Source organism: Pantoea sp. PNT03 (genome assembly GCF_014852515.1).
Classification (GTDB): domain Bacteria; phylum Pseudomonadota; class Gammaproteobacteria; order Enterobacterales; family Enterobacteriaceae; genus Pantoea; species Pantoea leporis.
Genome location: NZ_JACVBT010000003.1, coordinates 445,387 through 466,896 on the forward strand (window position 1 = coordinate 445,387; position 21,510 = coordinate 466,896).

18 protein-coding genes are annotated in these 21,510 nt (G+C 57.3%); 10 read left to right on the forward strand and 8 right to left on the reverse strand.

The annotated features are described in order from the left end of the window. The first annotated feature begins 328 nt into the window (after window positions 1–328). Entirely contained in the window at window positions 329–928 is a 600-nt protein-coding gene (locus IB226_RS13825; RefSeq protein ID WP_192235942.1) for a GNAT family N-acetyltransferase, read from the forward strand. Window positions 929–941: 13 nt separating this feature from the next. Next, window positions 942–2,033: an ABC transporter ATP-binding protein gene (locus IB226_RS13830; RefSeq protein WP_192235944.1), complete on the forward strand. Its 1,092-nt coding sequence runs from the start codon at window positions 942–944 to the stop codon at window positions 2,031–2,033. Window positions 2,034–2,111: 78 nt separating this feature from the next. On the opposite strand, the gene IB226_RS13835 is transcribed toward IB226_RS13830, so the two are convergent. Beyond that, window positions 2,112–3,236, reverse strand: a complete 1,125-nt coding sequence (locus IB226_RS13835) for an ROK family transcriptional regulator (protein WP_192235945.1) — start codon at window positions 3,234–3,236, stop codon at window positions 2,112–2,114. A gap of 18 nt (window positions 3,237–3,254) precedes the next feature. Beyond that, window positions 3,255–4,133, reverse strand: coding sequence for a BadF/BadG/BcrA/BcrD ATPase family protein (locus IB226_RS13840; RefSeq protein ID WP_192235947.1), 879 nt, complete (start codon window positions 4,131–4,133; stop codon window positions 3,255–3,257). A gap of 268 nt (window positions 4,134–4,401) precedes the next feature. On the opposite strand from IB226_RS13840, the gene IB226_RS13845 reads away from it, so the two are divergent. Continuing rightward, window positions 4,402–5,562 carry a Gfo/Idh/MocA family protein gene (locus IB226_RS13845; RefSeq protein WP_192235950.1) on the forward strand — a complete coding sequence of 387 codons (1,161 nt, stop codon included), beginning with the start codon at window positions 4,402–4,404 and terminating at the stop codon, window positions 5,560–5,562. Window positions 5,563–5,626: 64 nt separating this feature from the next. Here the strand turns inward: IB226_RS13845 and IB226_RS13850 are convergent, their stop codons facing one another. Continuing rightward, window positions 5,627–6,865, reverse strand: a complete 1,239-nt coding sequence (locus tag IB226_RS13850) for an MFS transporter (protein WP_101762348.1) — start codon at window positions 6,863–6,865, stop codon at window positions 5,627–5,629. 419 nt (window positions 6,866–7,284) lie between these two features. Between IB226_RS13850 and IB226_RS13855 the strand changes: the two genes are divergently transcribed. Continuing rightward, window positions 7,285–7,884: a hypothetical protein gene (locus IB226_RS13855; protein WP_192235952.1), complete on the forward strand. Its 600-nt coding sequence runs from the start codon at window positions 7,285–7,287 to the stop codon at window positions 7,882–7,884. Between the two features lie 284 nt (window positions 7,885–8,168). Then, a complete protein-coding gene (locus tag IB226_RS13860; protein ID WP_192235954.1) occupies window positions 8,169–10,559 on the forward strand; it encodes a glucose/quinate/shikimate family membrane-bound PQQ-dependent dehydrogenase in 2,391 nt (796 codons plus the stop codon). A 185-nt stretch (window positions 10,560–10,744) separates the two neighbouring features. Here the strand turns inward: IB226_RS13860 and IB226_RS13865 are convergent, their stop codons facing one another. From IB226_RS13865 to IB226_RS13875, 3 genes are all read right to left on the reverse strand, one after another. After that, on the reverse strand, window positions 10,745–11,956 hold the full coding sequence (locus IB226_RS13865; RefSeq protein WP_192235956.1) for an MFS transporter: 1,212 nt from the start codon (window positions 11,954–11,956) through the stop codon (window positions 10,745–10,747). A gap of 112 nt (window positions 11,957–12,068) precedes the next feature. Next, window positions 12,069–12,959, reverse strand: coding sequence for a LysR family transcriptional regulator (locus tag IB226_RS13870; protein WP_192235958.1), 891 nt, complete (start codon window positions 12,957–12,959; stop codon window positions 12,069–12,071). Between the two features lie 175 nt (window positions 12,960–13,134). Continuing rightward, window positions 13,135–13,503: a helix-turn-helix domain-containing protein gene (locus tag IB226_RS13875; RefSeq protein ID WP_101762352.1), complete on the reverse strand. Its 369-nt coding sequence runs from the start codon at window positions 13,501–13,503 to the stop codon at window positions 13,135–13,137. A gap of 165 nt (window positions 13,504–13,668) precedes the next feature. Here IB226_RS13875 and IB226_RS13880 point away from each other — a divergent pair, with 165 nt between their 5' ends. From IB226_RS13880 to IB226_RS13890, 3 genes are all read left to right on the forward strand, one after another. Continuing rightward, window positions 13,669–14,328: a response regulator transcription factor gene (locus IB226_RS13880; protein WP_008105599.1), complete on the forward strand. Its 660-nt coding sequence runs from the start codon at window positions 13,669–13,671 to the stop codon at window positions 14,326–14,328. Then, on the forward strand, window positions 14,325–15,683 hold the full coding sequence (locus IB226_RS13885; RefSeq protein WP_137384992.1) for a HAMP domain-containing sensor histidine kinase: 1,359 nt from the start codon (window positions 14,325–14,327) through the stop codon (window positions 15,681–15,683). Before IB226_RS13880 ends, IB226_RS13885 begins: the two co-directional genes overlap by 4 nt. 388 nt (window positions 15,684–16,071) lie before the next feature. Further along, entirely contained in the window at window positions 16,072–16,938 is an 867-nt protein-coding gene (locus IB226_RS13890) for a nucleoside-specific channel-forming protein Tsx (protein ID WP_101762354.1), read from the forward strand. A 124-nt stretch (window positions 16,939–17,062) separates the two neighbouring features. On the opposite strand, the gene yjdN is transcribed toward IB226_RS13890, so the two are convergent. Together yjdN and IB226_RS13900 are read right to left on the reverse strand one after the other, a co-directional pair. After that, complete coding sequence (gene yjdN / locus IB226_RS13895) at window positions 17,063–17,494, reverse strand: VOC family metalloprotein YjdN (RefSeq protein ID WP_192235959.1); 432 nt, start codon at window positions 17,492–17,494, stop codon at window positions 17,063–17,065. Between the two features lie 78 nt (window positions 17,495–17,572). After that, complete coding sequence (locus IB226_RS13900; protein WP_192235961.1) at window positions 17,573–18,475, reverse strand: LysR family transcriptional regulator; 903 nt, start codon at window positions 18,473–18,475, stop codon at window positions 17,573–17,575. A gap of 113 nt (window positions 18,476–18,588) precedes the next feature. On the opposite strand from IB226_RS13900, the gene IB226_RS13905 reads away from it, so the two are divergent. Together IB226_RS13905 and IB226_RS13910 are read left to right on the forward strand one after the other, a co-directional pair. Beyond that, a complete protein-coding gene (locus tag IB226_RS13905; RefSeq protein WP_192235963.1) occupies window positions 18,589–19,902 on the forward strand; it encodes an amidohydrolase in 1,314 nt (437 codons plus the stop codon). Continuing rightward, entirely contained in the window at window positions 19,899–21,344 is a 1,446-nt protein-coding gene (locus IB226_RS13910; protein WP_192235965.1) for a M20 family metallopeptidase, read from the forward strand. The genes IB226_RS13905 and IB226_RS13910 overlap by 4 nt, the downstream gene beginning before the upstream one ends. Window positions 21,345–21,510 lie beyond the last annotated feature (166 nt).

A 21,510-nucleotide genomic window follows, 5' to 3' on the forward strand; every position in this document is an offset into this window, starting at 1 on the left:
CTGCGATTCAGCGCGCAAACCGGACAGCGCCGCACAGTAAAGCCTGAGCATCGGTATAAATCACTCAGCCAAGAGAGACGCATTAACTCACTGATAGAGCATACGAAAATCCTATAGTTATCATCACAGCAATAGATAAGCGAAAGGCAATGTGCTTTCAACCAGCGCTCATACCGGCGTTGCGCGTGAGTTTGTCAGCCGCCCAGTCATGCTTTGTGGTTATAGTTCGCATCAGCTTTGTGCGCCAGCGCAATTATTACACCTTGAAAACTAAGTCGGCTTTCTTTACCGTAAAATCTGTTCATCTCCTGACCACAGAGGCTCCACCATGACGGCTGAAGGTGTTATTCGTCGCGCCAGCGAGGCAGATTTTCCCGCCTTGTCGCGCATCTGCTTAGAGACCGCCAATGCCGGCACCGATGCCAGCGCGCTCTACTCCGATCCCGTGCTGCCCGGCCTGCGCTTTGTCATTCCCTACGCGCGCTTTGCGCCCGAATTTGCTTATGTGCTGGAACAGCACGGCGAGGTAGTCGGCTACGTGGTCGCCGCGCCCGATACGCGCGCCTTCGAAGCAAAGTTGAATACTGATTGGTGGCCACAGCTGCAACAGCAGTATCGCGATTACGCGCCGCAGGCGCCGCTCGACAGCAAAGTGCTGGAAGCGATTCATCAGCCCGATGCGGCAGCGGATCAGCTGGTGACGCAATGGCCTGCGCATCTGCACATCAATTTGTTACCCGCCGCGCAGCAAGGTGGCTGGGGGCGCAAGCTGATTGAACAGCTGCTACACGATCTGCGTGCCGCGGGCGTGCCGGGCGTTTATCTCGGCGTCAGCCTGCAGAACGAGCAGGTGTGCGGCTTTTATCAGCGCCTTGGCTTCACGCCGATTGTGCGCAGCAACGCCATTTATATGGGCCAACTTCTCTGAGTCGAGGCATCGCATGACCAGCCTGCATCTGCAAAACGTTAAAAAGTCCTACGAAAATGTAAACGTGATTCATGGCATCGATCTCACCATTAACAGCGGCGAATTCGTGGTGTTTGTCGGTCCTTCCGGCTGCGGGAAATCTACGCTGCTGCGCATGATTGCCGGGCTGGAGGAGATCACCGACGGTAAGTTGCTGATTGAAGGCGCCGATATGACCGATCAGCACGCCACCGAGCGCGGCATCGCCATGGTGTTTCAGTCCTATGCGCTCTACCCGAACATGACGGTGCGCGGCAATCTGGCCTATCCGCTGGAAGTGATGAAGCGCCCGAAAGCGGAAATTGAGCAGGCGATCAAACAGACTGCGGCGCGCCTGCATCTGACAGAATTTCTTGACCGCTTACCGCGCGCGCTGTCCGGCGGACAGCGGCAACGTGTGGCGATTGGCCGCGCGATAATCCGCCATCCGCGCATTTTTCTGTTTGATGAGCCGCTGTCGAACCTCGATGCCGAGCTGCGTTTGCAGATGCGCATTGAGATTGCTCGCCTGCACGCTTCGCTGGGCAACACCATGATCTACGTGACGCACGATCAGCTGGAGGCGATGACGCTGGCGGATCGCATCGTGGTGCTGCGTCAGGGCCGCATTGAGCAAGTCGGCGCACCGATGGCGCTGTATCGCGATCCCGACAACCTGTTTGTCGCCGGGTTTATTGGCTCGCCGAAGATGAATTTCCTCACTGCCGAAGTGGCCGCGATCGCGCCGGGCGCGGTGCAACTGCGGGTGCCGGCGTTGGGCATTAATCAGCTTACGCTGCCGATCGCCGCGTCGTGCCGCGAAGGGCAGAAAATCACGCTGGGCGTACGTCCAGAGCATTTCCAGCCAGTGAGCAGCAATGAGGATGTCCTGAGTTTCAGTGGCGAGTTGTCGTTTAGCGAGATGCTGGGACACACCAATTATCTCTATCTCGACATCGGCGAAGAGAAGCTGCTGGTGATTGAGGAGCGTAACGTGGCGGAACACGCGATGGGCGAGCGGCTAAGTTATCAGCTGCGTGCCGAGCACTGTTTATTGTTTGATGAGCAGGGTTTGCGACTCAGATAAGGTAAAAGCCGCATCTTTTCGTCGCGGCGCGATAAATCGCGCCGCGACAGAATGGGCGGGGATTTATCGCGTTATTCATTATTGCGGTGCGATCTCTTCATCAGCCTGTGCGGCCAACAAATCCAGCAGCTTATTCACCGCAAACCCGGCAGCGCCCTGCGCCCACATGCGGTTGGATTCCGTAAGGAACTGCAGCGGCGTCATGTGCGGCGTCAGCTTCAAACGGTAGGTCTGAAAACTCTGCGTAACGTGGTCGAGCAGAATGCGCGAAGCCATTTGCGGCTCCATCGCCAGATACACCACGTCCGGATCGTAAGCCACCGACAGATTCGCCAGCGACATCCCCAAATGCTGCCCGGCCTCGGCCAGCGCGCTCAGCACCTCCGCCGTTGGACGTGCATCGAGATCGCGCAGCGTATGCGGCACCTCTTCTTTGGTGGTGGCCGCCACGCGCTGCAGAATCGCCTGCGACGACGCCACATCCTCCAGCAGACGCTCAGAACCATCGCCCAGCAGCGACACGCCAATCTCCCCTGCTTTGCCGTGACGACCACGATAAAGCTGGCGATCGAGCAGAATCCCCGCGCCGATGCCTTTGCCGAACGTAGCTATCACCGCCGACTGCGCATGACCGAGCTGACCAAACACCAGCGCCGCCATCGCCAGCGCGTTGGCGTCATTTTCAATAAATACCGGCAGCGAGAAGCGCTCTTCCAGCAGACGGGCAATCGGCACGTTATCCCAGCCCAGCGCGCGTGACAGCACGCAAACGCCATTGCTGGCATCGACCAAACCCGACAGCGCCAGACCAATCGCCCCAACCTTTTTGCCCTCAACGCCACGCAAAAACTTCGCCAGCGCATCGCCGAGCTGTTTGGGCGTCATCGCGCCGGAAGGAATTTGCTGCTCGCCGATGATGTTGCCGCTGAGATCGGTCAGCACCATCAGGTTACGTTCGGCATTAAGCTGAATCCCCACCACGCTGGCGTGATCCGGATTGAGGCCGAGCAGCGTTTTGGGCCGTCCCATCGAGACGCGACGTAGCCCCAGCTCCTGCACGATGCCGCCGGTCAGCAGACGATTGGTGGCTTGCGATACCGTCGACATGCTCAGGCCGCTGCGCACTTTGAGATCGGATTGACTAATAGGCGCATTTTCGACAATCAGCCGCAGAATGCGCGCGGTTACGTTGGGAGCGCTCATGAGCCTCTTTATCTGAAGTTAAGCGGGAAGTGTCAGGCTAAACTGCGTGGCAAGGCGAAGCGCACCGCTCAGCGCATCGCCCTGCGGCGGCACCAGCAGCGCGGCGATATCCGCCGGTAGCCACGCCTGAATGGGCGCGGCTAATCCGCCCATCAAAGCCAGCTTGCCGTGGCTGCGCGCCAGCAGCGGCTGCACCATCTGCACGATATCCGCGGCGGATTGCTGCACCAGCGCTGTGCCGTGCACATCGCCCTGCTGCGCGGCAGCGAACACCTCAGGCACCACGCGGCCCCAATCAGCGGGTGTCGCCTGTTTCGACCACATCAGCAGCTGTTCCGGACTGTTTTGATAGCTTGCCATGATGCGCTGCGTTAACGCCGAGGCGGGCACAATCTCTTCGTGCGCCAGCAGCGCCAGCCGTAGCGCGCGTTGGCCGAGAATCGCACCCGAACCGGCATCTGACAGGGCAAAACCCCAGCCGCCGAGCAGCGTGAAGTGCGTGCCATCCCAGGCCGCGCCCTGGCTGCCAGTGCCAATAATAAACACCGCGCCTGGCGCACCGGCGTGCGCACCGGCACAGGCGATTTCGACATCGGTAAACAGATAGCGCGCCTGACAGCGTGGCTGCCAGCTGGCGAGACGGCTTTGCACCGAGGCGACGTTCGCGCCCGCCAAACCGGCGACGATCACCGTGCGGTCGCGCGCTTCAGCGGGTAAATTCGCCTGCGTAAATAGATCGTTAATGACCTGCTCAATGGCCACGATGGCGGCATCAAACTGCGACCAGACGTTAGCGGGACCGCCTTTGGCTTCCGCCAGCAGGCGTCCGGCGCTGTCGGTCAGGCGTCCACGACAGTGCGTACCACCGCCATCAATCCCCAGCATTAGTGATTGCACGCGCTTCCTCCTGCCAGCCCGAAACGGTATGACGCTTATAGATGTGCGAAAGATAGGGGAAAAAAACTTAAATCGCAATAATAAATAAATAGGCAATCCGTATAGTTAATTAAAATAGATATAAATCATATAAATAACATTTTTTTCACCAATTGAGATCCGCCACACGGATTGACATTAGTTTTTCTGTCGTAATAAGTTAGCGGTCAGATTATCAGCAGCCTGACAGGTCGGGCGGCTCAAAGGCAACGGGCTTCAGGGGTACAACATGAAAGTGGGCATTATTGGTCTGGGCTTTCGGCTTTCCCATGTGGTGAAAGAGTTCAACAAAGCCGACACAGCGTTTTCCGTGGTGGGTTATGTCGATCCGGCTCCGGCGGGATTACCGAATCTGCACAGCTTTGGCATCGACGCGGGCACCACGTTTGCTAGCGTGGATGCGCTGCTGCAACACGGCGGCTTTGATCTGCTGCTGGTGGGTTCGCCGAACTTTATGCACCTTGAACACATTCGTCAGGGCTTAGCGGCGGGCTACACGGTGTTCACCGAGAAGCCGGTGGTGATCAACGAAGAGCAAACCATGGCGATGGCGCAGCTGGTGCAGCAATATGGTCACGAGCGCATTCTGGTCGGCTTGGTATTGCGCTACTCGCCGCTCTATCGCGACCTGCTCACCGCGCGTGATGAAAATCGCCTCGGCGAAATCACCTCAATTGAAGCCACCGAACACATCAAGCCGTATCACGGTGCGTTCTTCCAGCGCGACTGGCGTCGTCTGGAGAAGTACGCCGGCCCGTATATTCTGGAAAAATGCTGCCACGATATCGATCTTTACCAGGGTTTGGTCGGCGAGCGTCCGGTACGTGTTGCCAGCTTTGGCGGACGCAAAAACTTCACCCCGCAGCACGCGCCTAAAGGTGCGGTAACAGCGCAGTCAGAGGTGTATCACGTTAAACCGAGCGGCTGGTCGAGTACCGATGCGGTGTTTGACGGCGATGCCGACATCGTCGATTACCAAACCGCGCTGATTGAGTATGCCGGTGGCGCGACCCTCGCCTTCCACGCCAACCTTAATGTACCGGATGAGTTCCGCCGCTTCTGCGTGATGGGCACCGATGGCATGGCCGAAGGTGACTTCGTGCGTAACTACTTCCGCGTGCACAACGCGCGCACCGGTGCGCGCGAAGTGGATACCGAGTATGACGGCAATGCCTATGACGGCCATTACGGCGCAGATGCGCTGATGGCCGAAGAGATTGTGAAACACATTACACAGGGAACGCCGCTGAAGGTTTCAGTGGTGGACGCATTGGAAGCGGGCCTCACTGCGATCAAAATCGATGAAGCGCGAAAATCGAAAACCGTGGTGGATATGACGGAGAGTTGGAAAAAATTTGACGCCAACCTGGGGAAAGCAGCAACCGCGTAAGACACGCGCAATAAATTGCGCCGCTACAATCCGTAGCGGCGCGATTCATCGCGCGATGTTGAAGTTAGGTAACGGTTTCGTTTTCCAGCTTCTGCCGCTTACGCAGATGCGGGAAAATCGTCATCCACACGCCCACCACGATCAGCGTGCCGATGCCACCAATCGCCGCCGCGGGCACTGCGCCCATCCATGCCGCCAGTAAACCTGACTCAAACTCGCCGAGCTGATTCGAGGTATTAATGAAGATGGCGTTGACCGCATTCACGCGGCCACGCATGTCATCCGGCGTATCGAGTTGCACCAGCGCGCCGCGAATCACCATACTGACCATATCGAAGCCGCCCAATGCCGCCAGCGCGATCACCGACAGCCACAGCTGCGTGGAGAGCGCGAACACCAGCGTCGCCACGCCAAAACCGGCCACCGAGCCGAACATGATCATGCCGACGTTCTTTTCCAGCTTGTGACGACTCAGCCACACGCCAACCAGCAGCGCACCGACCGACGGCGCGCCGCGCAGGATGCCCAAGCCCCACGGCCCGGTATGCAGGATATCTTGCGCGAAGATCGGCAGCAGCGCGGTGGCGCCGCCCAGCAGCACGGCAAACAGATCGAGTGAAATCACGCCGAGCACATCTTTGCGATCGCGGATAAAGCGCACGCCGGCAAACAGGTTCGGCAGATTCATCGGCAAGCGCGCCTGCGGCGGCCGCTCATAGCGCAGTCGGCTCACCAGCACGATGGAGAACAGATAGAACAGCGCCGAGACGCCATACACCACTTCCGGACCGGCGACATAAAGGAAGCCACCGAGCGTTGGGCCGATAATCACCGCCGCCTGTCCGCCCACCGAACTGGCGGCCATGGCGCGCGCCAGAATCGGCGGCGGCACCAGCGCCGGCAGCATCGAGGTAATCGCTGGCCACTCAAGCGCCTTGGCGACGGAGATTAGAAACACCAATCCCCAAATCTCGATCTTGCCCGCCCAGTTCATCAGCGTGAGCGCAACCAGCCCCAGCAGCGCCAGCCACTCAATAAATTGTCCGAGCAATACGATACGACGACGGTCAAGCTGATCGGCCAGATGCCCGGCGGGCAGCGCCAGCAGTACAGAAGGCAGAAACTGCATCAGACCGATCATGCCGAGCGCCATCGCGCTGTGGGTCAGCGCGTAGATTTGCCAGCTGACCGCGACCGAAAACATTTGAAAACCAAACGATGAACAGGTGCGCGCCAGCCAAAAGGCGACAAACGACCTGTGCCGCAGCAATGAATCCTCTGCTGCGGAGACTGGAGAACCCATAGTTTTATCCCATCCTAAACAATTACATCGGTTAGCGTCGTTGCACTAACCTGGTGAAAAGCCACGTTGCGGCTTCCGCTTTATTTTTTCAGGCCACAGAGTGCGGCATCTTACTGAGCCAGGCAATGGCTAGCCGTGCTGTTTAAAAACAGAAGCTTATCCAAAAATTAGCTAAGCATGGAGCTCTTAATATTAGCAGGCTGATGGTTATGAGATGAAAATATCCAAAAGTTTCCCAATATGGCAATAGCCGATTAATTCATCCTGCTCAGCGCCTAATATCTCTCTATCAGTGACAGTTAAAAAAAGGTGATCTTGATAAACAAAACGATCTATATTGACTGTGTTTAGATTTCATTATCCCGCCGTCCTTATAATAATTAAGACGCTCCAGTTAATTAATTTATTCACAGAGATAAATGGAAAACAGTTCTTATAATCCTTATGTTACTGAGCGCATCCATCGCTTCGACGGGGCGCTAGCTGGCGTGTGTTATTCAGCCCCCTTTATGCATTGCGAACAGGAAAACACAGCAATACTTAATGGACGCAACATAATTTCGCTGCATAATCAGTTGCCGGATACACCCGAATTAATAATCATCCCGTTAACGGGAAATAACCTTGTGCGTTTTTTACAGGATCCGGAAATTTATTCCAGCCTGCAGGATGAGAATGTACAGCTGGCAATCAATTATGCCGATTTAGTTCAGCAAGATAGTGCTTTACGTAGGGCCGCAGAGCGTTTCTCATTTTGGCTCTATGATTTGGCACCGCCCGGCACCTGCTGGAAGAATATCGCTGCGTTTCCATTTTGCGGTATTGCGCTGACCGACGAGTTTTTTCACGATAATTATCTCAAGTTCAGCTTTCCTTTTCTGCTGGAATCCTGTCGTGAAAGAGAAGTGGAAGTAATATTACGCACGCCACAGTTAACGTTGCCCGCTGAGCACTATGCGCAACTTAATTTGAGCGGCTGGCAGGAACAACGCACCAGCAGCACGCTGTTTGAAGGGTAAACGTTTACACAATGTGTTGCTCTTAGGTGTTGTGGCCCGATCTAACCGGACATAACACCTTTATTCCCTCATAAAATGTCGCAGTACTTCCCTTCAACGAGTGCAAAGCACTAAAAATATCAAACCCTTTAACGTTTTTAAGATAAAATTTAACGCAAAGGGAACATCTCGCCGCACGGAAAGCGTCGCTCGAACCGTTTCGTTATTTCGTACTCTATGTCGGGAAGCAACCCAACGCGTTGTTTCCTTTTTAGTTTTTAATGGCAAAGAAAGAGGTCAATATTATGGGGAAAGCTTCCTCATCTTTTGGCGTAATCCGTTTTCTCACAGTGCTGTTTGCACTGCTGACGGGCGCGTTTATGCTGGTTGGTGGCGTTTGGTTAGCCGCCATTGGTGGTTCCTGGTACTACGTTATTGGCGGTGTGGTCATGTTGATCACCGCTATTCTGCTGTGGCGCCGTAGCGGCTCAGCATTACTGCTGTACGCATTGCTGCTGTTGGCAACGCTGGTGTGGGGCGTGTGGGAAGTCGGTTTCGACTTCTGGGCGCTGGCACCGCGTACCGATGTGCTGGTGATCTTCGGCATCTGGCTGATTCTGCCGTTTGTATATCGCGGTCTGAATAATGCCGGCAAAGGCGCTCTGGCGCTGCTGTCAGTGGCGCTGCTTGCCAGCGTGCTGGTGCTGGCGTGGGCGGTATTCCACGATCCGCAAGAGCTGAACGGTGAAATTCCAGCGGCAGCAGCCAATGCTCCGCAGGCACAGCCGCTAAGCAACATCGCTGATGCTGACTGGCCGGCGTATGCGCGTGACCAGCAAGGCACCCGCTTCTCCCCGCTGAAGCAGATCAACACCGGTAACGTTAAAGAGCTGCAGGTTGCCTGGCAGTTCCAGACCGGCGATTTGAAGACGCCAAACGATCCGGGCGAAATCACCGATGAAGTCACGCCAATCAAAATCCGTGACACCCTGTATCTCTGCTCACCGCACCAGATTCTGTTTGCGCTGGATGCCAAAACCGGTAAGCAGAAGTGGAAATTTGATCCGGGCCTGAAGCCGAATCCAACCTTCCAGCACGTGACCTGCCGTGGCGTTTCTTACCACGAAGTGCCTGCTGCGGCCGATGCGGCCAATGCTCAACCTGCGCTGTGCTCACGCCGCATTTACCTGCCGGTGAATGATGGCCGCATGTTCGCGCTGGATGCGGAAACCGGTGAACGTTGTGCTGCCTTTGGCAACAACGGTGAACTGGATCTGCAGCACAAGCAGCCGGTATTGACGCCAGGCCAGTATGAGCCGACGTCGCCGCCGGTCATCACCGACACCACCATCGTGGTCGCGGGTGCGGTCACCGATAACTACTCTACCCGTGAGCCGTCAGGCGCCATCCGTGGCTTCGACGTTAACACCGGTAAACTGCTGTGGGTGTTCGATCCGGGTGCCAAAGATCCAAACGCGATTCCAGCGGACGAACACAGCTTCACCATGAATTCACCGAACTCATGGGCACCGGCGGTGTACGATCCGAAACTGGATATCGTTTACCTGCCGATGGGTGTGTCAACGCCAGATATCTGGGGCGGCAACCGCACACCAGAGCAGGAGCGTTATGCAAGCAGCGTACTGGCGCTGAACGCCACCACCGGTAAACTGGTGTGGTCGTATCAGACCGTGCATCACGATCTGTGGGATATGGACCTGCCGTCGCAGCCGACGCTGGCCGATATCACGACTAAAGATGGCAAAACCGTACCGGTGATTTATGCACCGGCGAAAACCGGTAACATCTTTGTTCTGGATCGTCGTACCGGTGAGCCGGTTGTCCCTGCGCCGGAAACTCCGGTTCCACAGGGCGCCGCCAAAGGTGACCACGTTGCGCCTACTCAGCCGTACTCCGAACTGACCTTCCGTCCGAAACAGAATCTGACGGACAAGGACATGTGGGGCGCGACCCTGTACGACCAGCTGGTGTGCCGCGTGATCTTCAAGCGTCTGCGCTATGAAGGTCCGTTCACCCCGCCGTCTGAGCAAGGAACGCTGGTGTTCCCAGGCAACCTTGGCATGTTCGAATGGGGCGGTATCGCAGTTGACCCACATCGTCAGATTGCGATTGCTAACCCAATGGCGCTGCCGTTTGTGTCCAAGCTGGTTCCGCGCGGTCCGGGCAACCCGATCGAGCCACCGGCTGACGACAAAGGCGGTTCAGGTACCGAAACCGGTATCCAGCCACAGTACGGCGTACCGTACGGCGTGGAGCTGAATCCGTTCCTGTCACCGTTTGGTCTGCCATGTAAACAACCGGCGTGGGGCTATGTCTCCGCAGTTGATCTGAAGACCAACGAAACCGTGTGGAAAAAACGCATTGGTACGGTTCGCGATAGCGCGCCAGTGCCGCTGCCGTTCAAAATGGGTATGCCAATGCTGGGCGGCCCAATCACCACCGCCGGTAACGTGTTCTTCATTGGTGCTACCGCAGATAACTACCTGCGTGCGTTCGACACCAACACCGGTGAAATGCTGTGGCAGGCACGTCTGCCAGCAGGCGGCCAGGCAACGCCGATGACCTATGAAGTGGATGGCAAGCAGTACGTTGTTATCGCTGCCGGTGGTCACGGTTCGTTTGGCACCAAGCTGGGCGATTATGTGATTGCTTATGCACTGCCTGATGCGAAGTAAGTTTTCGCGTTGAGGTGTTGAAGTAATGAAAAGGCGGACTGTGAAGTCCGCCTTTTTTATGCTCGATGTTTCGTTATTGCACACTTCGTAGCGGCGCGATTCATCGCGCATACCAATGGCGGCTCGACGCCCATCCAGGCATTGCGCAATAAATTGCGCCGCTACGGTATGTGCGGGTTTTAACTTTAACGCTTGCGCAGCACCCGGGCATTTAACAGCGCGCACAGCGCCATGATCACACAGGTCGCCAGAAACACCGGACGCATACCAAACGCGCCGCCAATAAAGCCGCCGAACAGCGGACCTGAAACCTGACCGACATACTGCGCCGAGGTTGAATAACCCAGCATCTTGCCCACCTGCGACTGCGGCACGCTGTGACGAATCAGCGCGGTGACGCACGGCATCAATCCACCCAGCGCCATACCCATCAGAAAACGCAGCACCACTAATTGCCACGCTTCGCGGATAAACGCCTGCGGGATCAGCAGCAGCGCGCAGACTATCAGCCCATACACCAGCACACGACCATGCCCGACGCGATCGGCCAGCCGTCCCAGACGTGGCGCGGAAATAATACTGCCGAGCGCGGCGGCGGCCATCACCAATCCGGCGGTGACGGTGATGGCGTGATCGCCGTTAACAAACTGGCCGATATACAGCGTGATGATCGGCTCAATCGACATATTGGCGAAAATCAGCAGCATGCCCGACAGCCACATTAGCCGCACCACCGGCAAATTGAGTGACTTCGCATCGTCAGCAATCTTCTGTGGGGTTTTCTTGCCAGAGGAGCGCGGCACCTCTTTCAGCAAAAAGGTGGTTGCGAGGAAGGCGAGGAAAATCACCGCGCCGGTCAGCCAGAAGGTGTGACGAATGCCAATCAGCGGCGGCAATACGCCGCCCAGCAGCGGCCCCACCACGTTGCCGGCCATAATGCCGGATGACAACACGCCGAGCGCCCAGCCGGTTTGTTCTTTCGGCGTTTGCGCCGCCACCAGAATGGTCGATCCCGAGGCGTAGCCGCCGAGCAAACCCGCCAGCAAACGCAGCGCCACCAGCTGCCACGGCGCGGTGGCCATACCAATCAGCGACATGGCAATCGCCATGCCGAGGCTGGCGCGGATCAGCATCAGTTTGCGGCCATAGCGATCGGCCAGTTTGCCCCATAACGGCGCGGTCAGGGCGGCGCTGAGGAAGGTGGCGCCGTAGGCCGCACCCGACCAGCGCGCAATCGCCGCCGGTTCCTGCACGCCAAGTTGCTGCACATAGAGCGGCAGAAACGGCAACAGCAGCGTCATCGCCACAATGGTGCTGAACGAACCCAGCACGCAGACACACAAATTTCGCTTCCAGTGTTGCTGTTCGGGCGCTAACGCGAGTGGAGGTTGCTGCATGGTGATATCCCTGTTTTTTGCTTTTTTAGCAGGCTAACAGTGACGTTGCGCAGAAAACAGATTAGCGCGGATAATTGCCAGGCGGCGCAGCATTGTTGCCAGATAACAACAATTACGCTGTGCCAAGGGTGTTGATTAACGCATCGCACAGCATGGTGACCGGCGAAGAGGGTTGCGGCTGCTCTTTCAGCAACAGATAGCTGTGCAGGCGATCCATTTGCCAATCTGATAGCACCTGCTGGATTTCGCCGCGCGCTAAGGCATCTTGCGTCATATAAGCGGGCAGATAAGCGATGCCGGTGCCTGCCAGTGCGGCATTAAGCAGCGCCATGCTGTTGTTGGCGCGGAAACGGCTGTGCACATCCAGCGCCAGGCGCTGTTTATCACGGCGAAACGGCAGCGCGGCGGTGTGCGCGGGGCCGTGAAACAGCAGCAAGTCGTGGCGCATCAGGCGGTCGGGATGATCGATGGGCGCATGCGCCGCCAGATAATCTGGCGTGGCGTACAAGCCCCAATCAATGCTAGCGAGTTCACGATAGTTGGCCGCGTCGGGCGCACGCGCGCGGATCACAATCGCCACGTCGGCGCTGGGTTGCGGGTCATCGCTGGTGGTGAGGTCGAGATCGACGTTGATGTGAATATGGCGGCGAATAAAGTCATTCAGCGTCGGCACCACGCACTGACAGCCGTAGGTGATCGGCGCCTGCAAGCGCACGTTGCCTGCGGGAAGTTGATGTACCTGCTGCACAAAGGCGTCGGCGCGATGCATCTCTTCCAGCATGCGCACGCAGAACGGATAGTAAGCCTGGCCGAGCTCCGTCAGCACCACTTTGCGCGTGGTGCGCTGCAACAGCTTGATGCCGAGGCGCACTTCCAGCCGCGCCACTTCACGGCTGACGTGGGATTTGGAGACGCCTAGGGTGCGTGCGGCTTCGCTAAAGCTTTGCCGTTCCACGACGCGTGCAAACAGCATCATGGCGGAGAGATTGTCGCTGTTATCCATGTTCTCTGGCAGTTAAGAGAGTGAGAACAGCAGCTTAAAAGCAAAAGGCGTCATTAGTCCATCAGCGTACATTTCGTAGCGGCGCGATTCATCGCGCTTATCAATGATGGCAACGAGCCCATCCAGATATTGCGCAATAAATTGCGCCGCTACGAATGATGCGCATAGGCATACATCAACTCGCCATCGCCAATGGGAACAATAAACGATCCGGCTCAACGCGACGCTGGCGGCGCAGCTGGCCTGGCGTCACCATGAAGTAGTTTTTGAAGGTGCGAGTATAAGCCTGCTGCGTATCGAAGCCGTAACTCATCGCCACCTGCAAAATCGCCTCATCGCTGTTAATCAGCGTCAGCGCAGATTCGGTTAACCGGCGCTGGCGAATGTACTCGGCCAGTGAAAAGCCGGTGTGCTGACGGAACAGACGTTGCAGATGCCAGCGGGAGTATCCCGAGCGGCGTGCGACTTCATCCAGATGCAGATCGTGCCCTAAGTTATTCTCTATCCAGTCCAGCAAACTACGGATAAATTCGCGCTGATTCATGGGATTCTCCTGCGTTGGCAATATGTCCAGTGCCGCCACAATAGCGCGTTAAATTTATCCCTTAATTAGCAGAAAATTAGCGCAGAATTAGCAAGCGGGAAAACGGGTATAATTCTGGCCTAATTATCTGTCGCTACACTGCGTTCAGTTAAGTTGGAGGGCATCATGCGTGTGCTGCTGGTAGAAGATGACGAAATGATTGGCGCCAATCTGCAGCAAGCGCTGGAAGCGGCAGGTTGGTCGGTGGATTGGGTACGCGACGGCGTGTATGCCAGCAATGCCTGGGCCGAAGGCGGCTATACCTGCGTGTTACTGGATCTGGGCTTACCGCGTGAAGATGGCCTGCAGGTGCTGCGTCGTGCGCGCACGCGCGGCGACATGACGCCAGTGCTGGTGCTCACCGCCCGCGATACCGTGCAGCAACGCATTCAGGGATTGGACAGCGGCGCCGACGACTATTTGCTGAAACCCTTTGATCTGCAAGAAGTGCTGGCGCGTATGCGCGCCATTACCCGCCGTCGCCACGGTGCAGCAGATTCTCTGCTCGGCAGCGGCGATGTGCAGATCGACATCATGACGCGCGAGGTGCTGTACAAAGGCCAGCGCGAACAGCTCACCGCACGTGAATATGCCCTGCTCTACGCCTTGCTGGAGCGGCCGGGCGCCATTCTTTCGCGCGAACAGTTAGAAAACCGCATTTACGGCTGGGGCGAAGAGGTCAGCAGCAACGCGGTGGATGTGCTGATCCACGGAATGCGTCGCAAACTGGATAACGAAGTGATCCGCAACGTACGCGGACTTGGCTGGCGGGTACCGGCAATATGAAACCTTTCACCTTTATGCGCTCGCTGCGTAACAAGCTGCTCGCCACGCTGGTGATTCTGCATCTGGCGATGATTGGCGGCGTCACCTGGTATTTCTATCACTGCTACGGCGACATGATGGGCACCATGAAAGACGACCAGCTCGCCAAGATCGCCGATGCGTGGGCCAGCAGCCAACGTATGCCGGCCCTAATGCCGATGGTGATGCATGAAGAGAAACTGAAAAGCACCTATATCGTCCAGCTTTGGGACGAAAGCAATCATCTGCGCGCCAGCTCCTGGCCGGGCCTGCATGCGCCATTGCAGTTGAAAAAAGGCTGGACCGATTTGAAAGTCGGAGACTGTGGCGACGACTGCGAATGGCGTGTCTATACGCGACCCGGCGAGCTGGGCAGTGAAATTGGCAACATTCAGGTACTACACAATATCGGCTACATGAAAAGTATCATGGTCAAGCGAGCGCTCTCCGCCATCATTCCGCTGGTGCTGATGATGCCGCTCTCACTGATTGTGATATGGCTGGTGGTGCGCGCTATTACGCGCGATTTACGCGTGGCATCGCGCCATATCGCAGCGCAGGAAACCCTGCATCCGCATAGCGTTTCACCTGATGGTTTACCGGATGAAGTGCTGCCGCTGGTGGCAGCTTACAACGCCTTGCTGGATAGACTGCGCGCGGCATGGTCATCGCAGCGCCAGTTCCTTGAAGATGCGGCGCATGAGCTGCGCACGCCGGTCACCGCCGTGACTTTGCAACTGGAGAATCTGCGGCAACATATTCAACCCGGTGAAGCCAGCCGCCAGTTTGACCAGCTGGAAGCGGGCGTGACACGTACGCGCCATCTGGTGACGCAGCTGCTGAATATCTCGCGTCAGGAAGATCAATCGGTGGTCGCCACAGTGGAAAGCATCGAACTGGACGACCTGCTAAAAGAGAGCATTGAGCAGCTGATGGTGGTGGCGGATAAGCGCGGCATCGATATCGGCTTCAACGGCACCACACACTATCGCCTGCACGCCAGCCGCTCCGATCTGCGCAGCCTGTTCGATAACCTGATTGGCAATGCGATGCTGCATACGCCGGAAGGCAGTTTGGTCGATGTGCTGCTGCATCGCGTCGGCAATCACACCGTGGTGGATATCGTCGATAACGGTCCCGGCATGGCGGAATCCTTTATCGAGCGCGCCTTTGACCGCTTCACCCGTTCGCCGGATGTGCAGGCGCAAGGCAGCGGACTGGGCTTGTCGATTGTGCGCAGCGTAGCGCAGAAACATCAGATGCAGGTTGCGCTGTCGAACCGCCACGATCCGCAGGGCCAGATTGCCGGCCTGCAGGTGCGCGTGACATTGCCATAAACTTCACCGTGCCGTAGCGGCGCAATGTAGTGCGCAAAGTTGCTGTGGGCACGGTGCGACATCAAAACAACGCGATAAATCGCGCCGCTACATCCTTTCCCTACATCAATAACTTTCCCTGCTGAACGCGACACGTAAACGGTTGCGGGGTTCCGTTCGCTACACGGGGTTAATGTGATATCGATCACATTTCCAGTGAATCAAACTGCAACACTTTTTGACAAACGTGACCAAAATCTATTTTCTATGCCTCTGTTACAGGCACATTACGCAAGCTTGAAAATCTGGCGATGCAGACCGGATACGACAACTCACTGCCCATCCCCTGGGATCAATTTCACCCGATCGCGGCGACGGCCCGGCGATCAAAAGCATGTGGTTAACAATAATGAAATATAAAGCGTTGATAGCAGGGGCCTTATTGGCCAGCAGCTGGACTGGTGCGGCACAAGCGGCAGACAGCGATCCGCAGTACGTTTCTGACTGGTGGCATCAGAGCGTGAACGTGGTGGGCAGTTACCACACCCGTTTTGGACCCCAGTTCAACAACGACGTGTACCTGGAATATGAAGCCTTTGCCAAAAAGGATTGGTTCGATTTCTATGGCTACCTCGATCTGACCAACTTCTTCGGCGTGGGCAACAGCAACGCTAACGGCGTGTTCGACCACGGTTCGCCGATGTTCATGGAAATTGAGCCACGTTTCTCCATCGATAAGCTGACCGGCACCGATCTCTCTTTTGGTCCGTTTAAAGAGTGGTACTTCGCCAACAACTACATCTATGACATGGGTCGCAACAGCGATAACCGTCAGAACACCTGGTACATGGGTCTTGGCACCGACATCGATACGCACAGCGATATCGGCCTGTCGCTGAACGTTTACGCTAAATACCAGTGGGAAAACTACGGTGCGGCGAACGAAAACAGCTGGGATGGTTATCGCTTTAAGGTGAAATACTTTGTGCCGATTACCGATCTGTGGGGCGGCAAGCTGAGCTATATCGGCTTCACCAACTTCGACTGGGGTTCAGATCTGCGTGATAAGTCCGATCGTTCACGCACCAGCAACTCGATTGCGTCCAGCCACATTCTGTCGCTGAACTACGATCACTGGCATGTTTCTACCGTGGCGCGTTACTTCCACAACGGCGGCCAGTGGGCTGACGGCCAGGAGCTGAACTTCGGTAACGGTCCATTTGAAGTGAAATCAACCGGTTGGGGTTACTATTTGGTGGTGGGATACAACTTCTAAGTTGTTGGTTTCCCTCACCCTAACCCTCTCCCACAAGTGGGAGAGGGAACAGATCGTGCCCCTACCAACTCCCTCTCCCGCTTGCGGGAGAGGGCTGGGGTGAGGGCCAGCGCGCACCATCCACTCAAATCTGCGGCTTATACGCATTCACCATCCACGGCACGCCGAACTTATCGGTCAACATGCCAAAGCCATTAGCCCAAAACGTCGGTGCCCAGCTTTTCGTCACCTCACCGCCCGCTGACAACGCATCAAACCAACGCTTGCCTTGCGCCTCATCCGGCGTGGATAAACTCACGGCAAAACCGCCATACGCCGCCTGCGGTGCGCCGTCACTCATCATCAATTCACCCTGCCCGATACGCAGATGGGCATGCATGATCCGCTCCGGCGAAAAGCTCACGCCCGAGATGCAGCCTTCGTCCTCCACCGGCGTTTCATCCGGCATATCGCCATAGGTCATCTTGAACAGCAGCTCGCCGTCGGTGGCGTCGAGGTAGAAGGCAATCGCCTCTTCGCAGCGACCGCTGTAAAACACATACGGGGTAACTTGCATGGTCTGTTCTCCATAAAGGGAATGTCCACTGCAAGTGTAGTGCGCATTATTTAATCGGTTGCGAGCCGGGCCGCACTCTTACCTTTGCTGACAGTAGCGCCGGAACAGCTGCGCCATGTAGGCACTCATCGGCGTCAACGCGGTGTCTTTACGCTGGATAAGATAAAAAGTGGCTTTCGGTAAAGGTTCGTCGAGAACGAGAGAAATCAGCTGGCCGCCGTGTGTAGGATCTTCAATCACATCGCGCGAAATAATGCTGACGAAATCGCTCTGCGCCACCAGGCTGGTGCAGGCCATAAAGGTCTCGCAGGTGACGACAATTTTCGGCGCCATGCCGCGCTCACCAAACAGATCGTGTAGCAGCCGATAATAGCTGCCTTGCGGCGTCGGCATGGTCCAGTCGCAGTGTTGCAGCTCGGCCAGCGTGCGCGCATGCGCCATTGGATGCCCTTTGCGCATCACCACCCGATAATCGCGCTCCATCAGCCGTTCAAAAACTAACTCCTGATCGAGATGATTTTTATCGTAGGTATTGATGGTGAAATCCAGCTCGCCCTGACGCAGTTCATGCACCATCGAAACCAGCTGACCTTCAACAATCCGCACCTTGACCAGCGGATATTCGCGATGAAACTGATTGATCACCTGCGGCATGACGGTGCGCGCAATACTGCCACCCACGCCGATATTGACGCGCCCGCCGGCCAATCCCAGCCGCTGCTGAATATCTTCCTGCGCCACCCGCAACTCTTCCAGCACCAGGCTGGCATGCTTGAAAAAGTTATCACCGATATCAGTCAGCGTAACGCCCTGCTGTCGCCGCTCGAACAGGCGCGCGCCCAGCGCCAGCTCCAGTTCCTGAATCGCTTTGGTCAGCGCAGGCTGTGAAAGCCCGGACAAGCGGCTGGCGGCGCGGATGCTGCCTTGACGCGCCACAGCAACAAAAGCGCGCAGCTGATGAAGTTTGAGGTTCGCAGACATAGTTTGGTGATAACCGTTGTTTATCAGTAGCAAGATATTCGCATCTTATGCGCGGCAAAACCAATGTGTAGATTCGAATGAATGCATAAAAAACCAACACAAAGGAAATGCCGATGAAAACCCTTTCTGACCTCGTCAACGCGCGCATCCCGCAGATGCAGGCCTGGCGACGCGATCTGCACCACTTTGCCGAATCGGGCTGGCTGGAGTTCCGCACCGCCACGTTGGTGGCTGAAGAGCTGCATCGTCTTGGTTATCAACTCAAGCTGGGCCGCGAGGTGATCGATGCCGACTCGCGCATGGGATTGCCCTCTGAGGAAGTGCTGGCGCAGCAGGAGGCGCGCGCGCTGGAACAAGGCGCGCTGCCGCAGTGGATTAAACACTTCTCCGGCGGATTTTGTGGCGTGGTCGCCACGCTGGAAACCGGTCGTCCCGGCCCGGTGATGGGTTTCCGCGTGGATATGGATGCGCTCGATCAGAACGAAAGCCGCGCCGCCGATCATCTGCCAACGCGCGAAGGCTTTGCCTCTTGCAACCCCGGCATGATGCACGCCTGCGGTCACGACGGCCACACCACCATCGGCCTGGCGCTGGCGGGCGTATTGATGGAGATGAAAGCGCAGCTGAGCGGCAGCATCAAAATCATTTTCCAGCCAGCGGAAGAAGGCGTACGCGGTGCGAAGGCGATGGTGGCCGCTGGCGTGGTGGATGATGTCGATCTGTTCACCGCCATTCATCTTGGTACCGGCGTGCCCACCGGCGAAATCGTTTGTGGCAGCGACAGCTTCCTCGCCACCACCAAACTCGACGTCAGTTTCACCGGCGTCGGCGCGCACGCCGGCGGCAAACCGGAAGAGGGCCGTAACGCCCTGCTGGCGGCGGCGCAGGCAACGCTGGCGCTGCACAACCTGCCGCAGCACAGCGGCGGTGTGGCGCGCGTCAACGTCGGCGTATTGCAGGCCGGAACCGGACGCAACGTGGTGCCCGACTGCGCGCTGATGAAGGTGGAAACGCGCGGCGTCAGCAACCAGGTTAACGATGATATCTATCAGCAGGCGCTGCGCGTGATTGGCGGTGCGGCAGCAATGTACGGCGTGGAATATGAGGTCAAGCTGATGGGCGGCGCGCGCAGCTGCACGCCGAGCCCGCCGTGGGTGGCGTTCATCCACCAGCAGGCCGAGGCGCTGGGCATTTTCACCTCAGTGGTCGATACGAAACAGCAGGCGGCGGGCTCGGAAGATGCCACTTACATGCTGGAGCGCGTGCAGCAGCGCGGCGGCCAATCCTCCTACGTGATTTTCGGCTGCGATCTGGCGGCGGGCCATCACAACGCGAAGTTCGATTTTGACGAAGCGATCATGGCGACCGCGGTGCAAACGCTGGCGACGCTGGCCCTCAATCACGCACAGTTTGGAGGCCAGCGATGAGCCACAGCGAATTTGTTGATCGCTACATCAACCAAAACCAGCCGCGTTTTACCGCCCTCAGCGATGCCATCTGGGACGTACCGGAAACCCGTTTTGAAGAGACAAAGTCCTCCGCACTGCTGGCCGATGCGCTGGAGCAAGAAGGTTTTCGCGTGGAGCGCGGCGTCGGCAACATCGATACCGCGTTTATTGCCAGCATTGGCAGCGGCAAACCGGTGATCGCCATTCTCGGCGAGTTCGATGCGCTGGCCGGTTTAAGCCAGCAATCGGGGTGCGCCACGCCACAGCCGCTGGTGGAAAACGGCAACGGCCACGGCTGCGGACACAATCTGCTCGGCACCGCCGGTTTGGCCGCCGCTTTCGCCATCAAAGCCTGGTGGGCGCAACACGGCCAGCGCGGCACGCTGCGCGTTTACGGCTGTCCCGGCGAAGAAGGTGGCTCCGGCAAAACCTTTATGGTGCGCGAAGGCTTGTTCGACGATGTCGACGCGGCGGTGACCTGGCATCCCGAAGGTTTTAGCGGCATGTTCAACCTCAGCACGCTGGCCAATATTCAGGCCGCCTTCCGCTTTAAAGGCGTAGCGGCGCATGCGGCCAACTCACCGCATTTAGGGCGCAGCGCGCTGGATGCGGTGACGCTGATGAACACCGGCGCCAACTTTCTGCGCGAGCACATCGTGCATGAAGCGCGTCTGCACTACGCGGTGACCAATGCCGGCGGCGTCTCCCCCAATGTGGTGCAAGCCGATGCCGAAGTGCTGTACCTGATTCGCGCGCCGCAGCTCGATCAAGCGCAGGATATCTATCAGCGCGTCATCAACATCGCCAAAGGCGCGGCGCTGATGACCGACACGCAGATGACGGTGCGCTTCGATAAAGCCTGCTCTAATTACGTGCCGAATCGCGCACTGGAAAGCGTGATGGAGCGCTATTTGCATCAGTTTGGTTTGCCTGACTACAGTCAAGCGGAACAGGCGTTTGCCGCCGAGATGCGCTCCACGCTAAGCAAAGACGATCTGCGTAACGCACGTCTCAATGCGGCGCGCACCGGCGGTGAAGCGGGCGTTGCCTGGGCAGCGGCGCTGGGCGACAAGATTTTGATGGATGAAGTGGCGCCCTATGCAGTGACGCGCGAGATCCTTTACGGCTCAACCGACGTTGGCGATGTGAGTTGGGTGACGCCCACCGCGCAATGCTTTGCGCCCTGCTTCGCCTTCGGCACGCCGCTGCACACCTGGCAGCTGGTGGCGCAGGGGCGCACGTCCATTGCGCACAAAGGCATGTGTCTGGCCGCCAAAGTGATGGCCGCCACCGCGCTGACCTTGCTGCAGGATGACGCGGCGCTGGCGCGCTGCCGCGACGAGTTCCAGCGCGTACGCCGCGAGCAGCCTTACGTCTGCCCGATTCCAGCGGATGTCACACCGTCGAAGTTAACGTCGTAAAGCATCAACCCGCACCATTCGTAGCGGCGCGATTCATCGCGCATATCAATGGCGGCTCCGTGCCCATCCAGAAAATGCGCAATGAATTGCGCCGCTACGGTATGTGCAAATTTGTAAGACCAAACATAAAAAAATATAGCCCTCAGCGGGCTTGCAAACACAATAA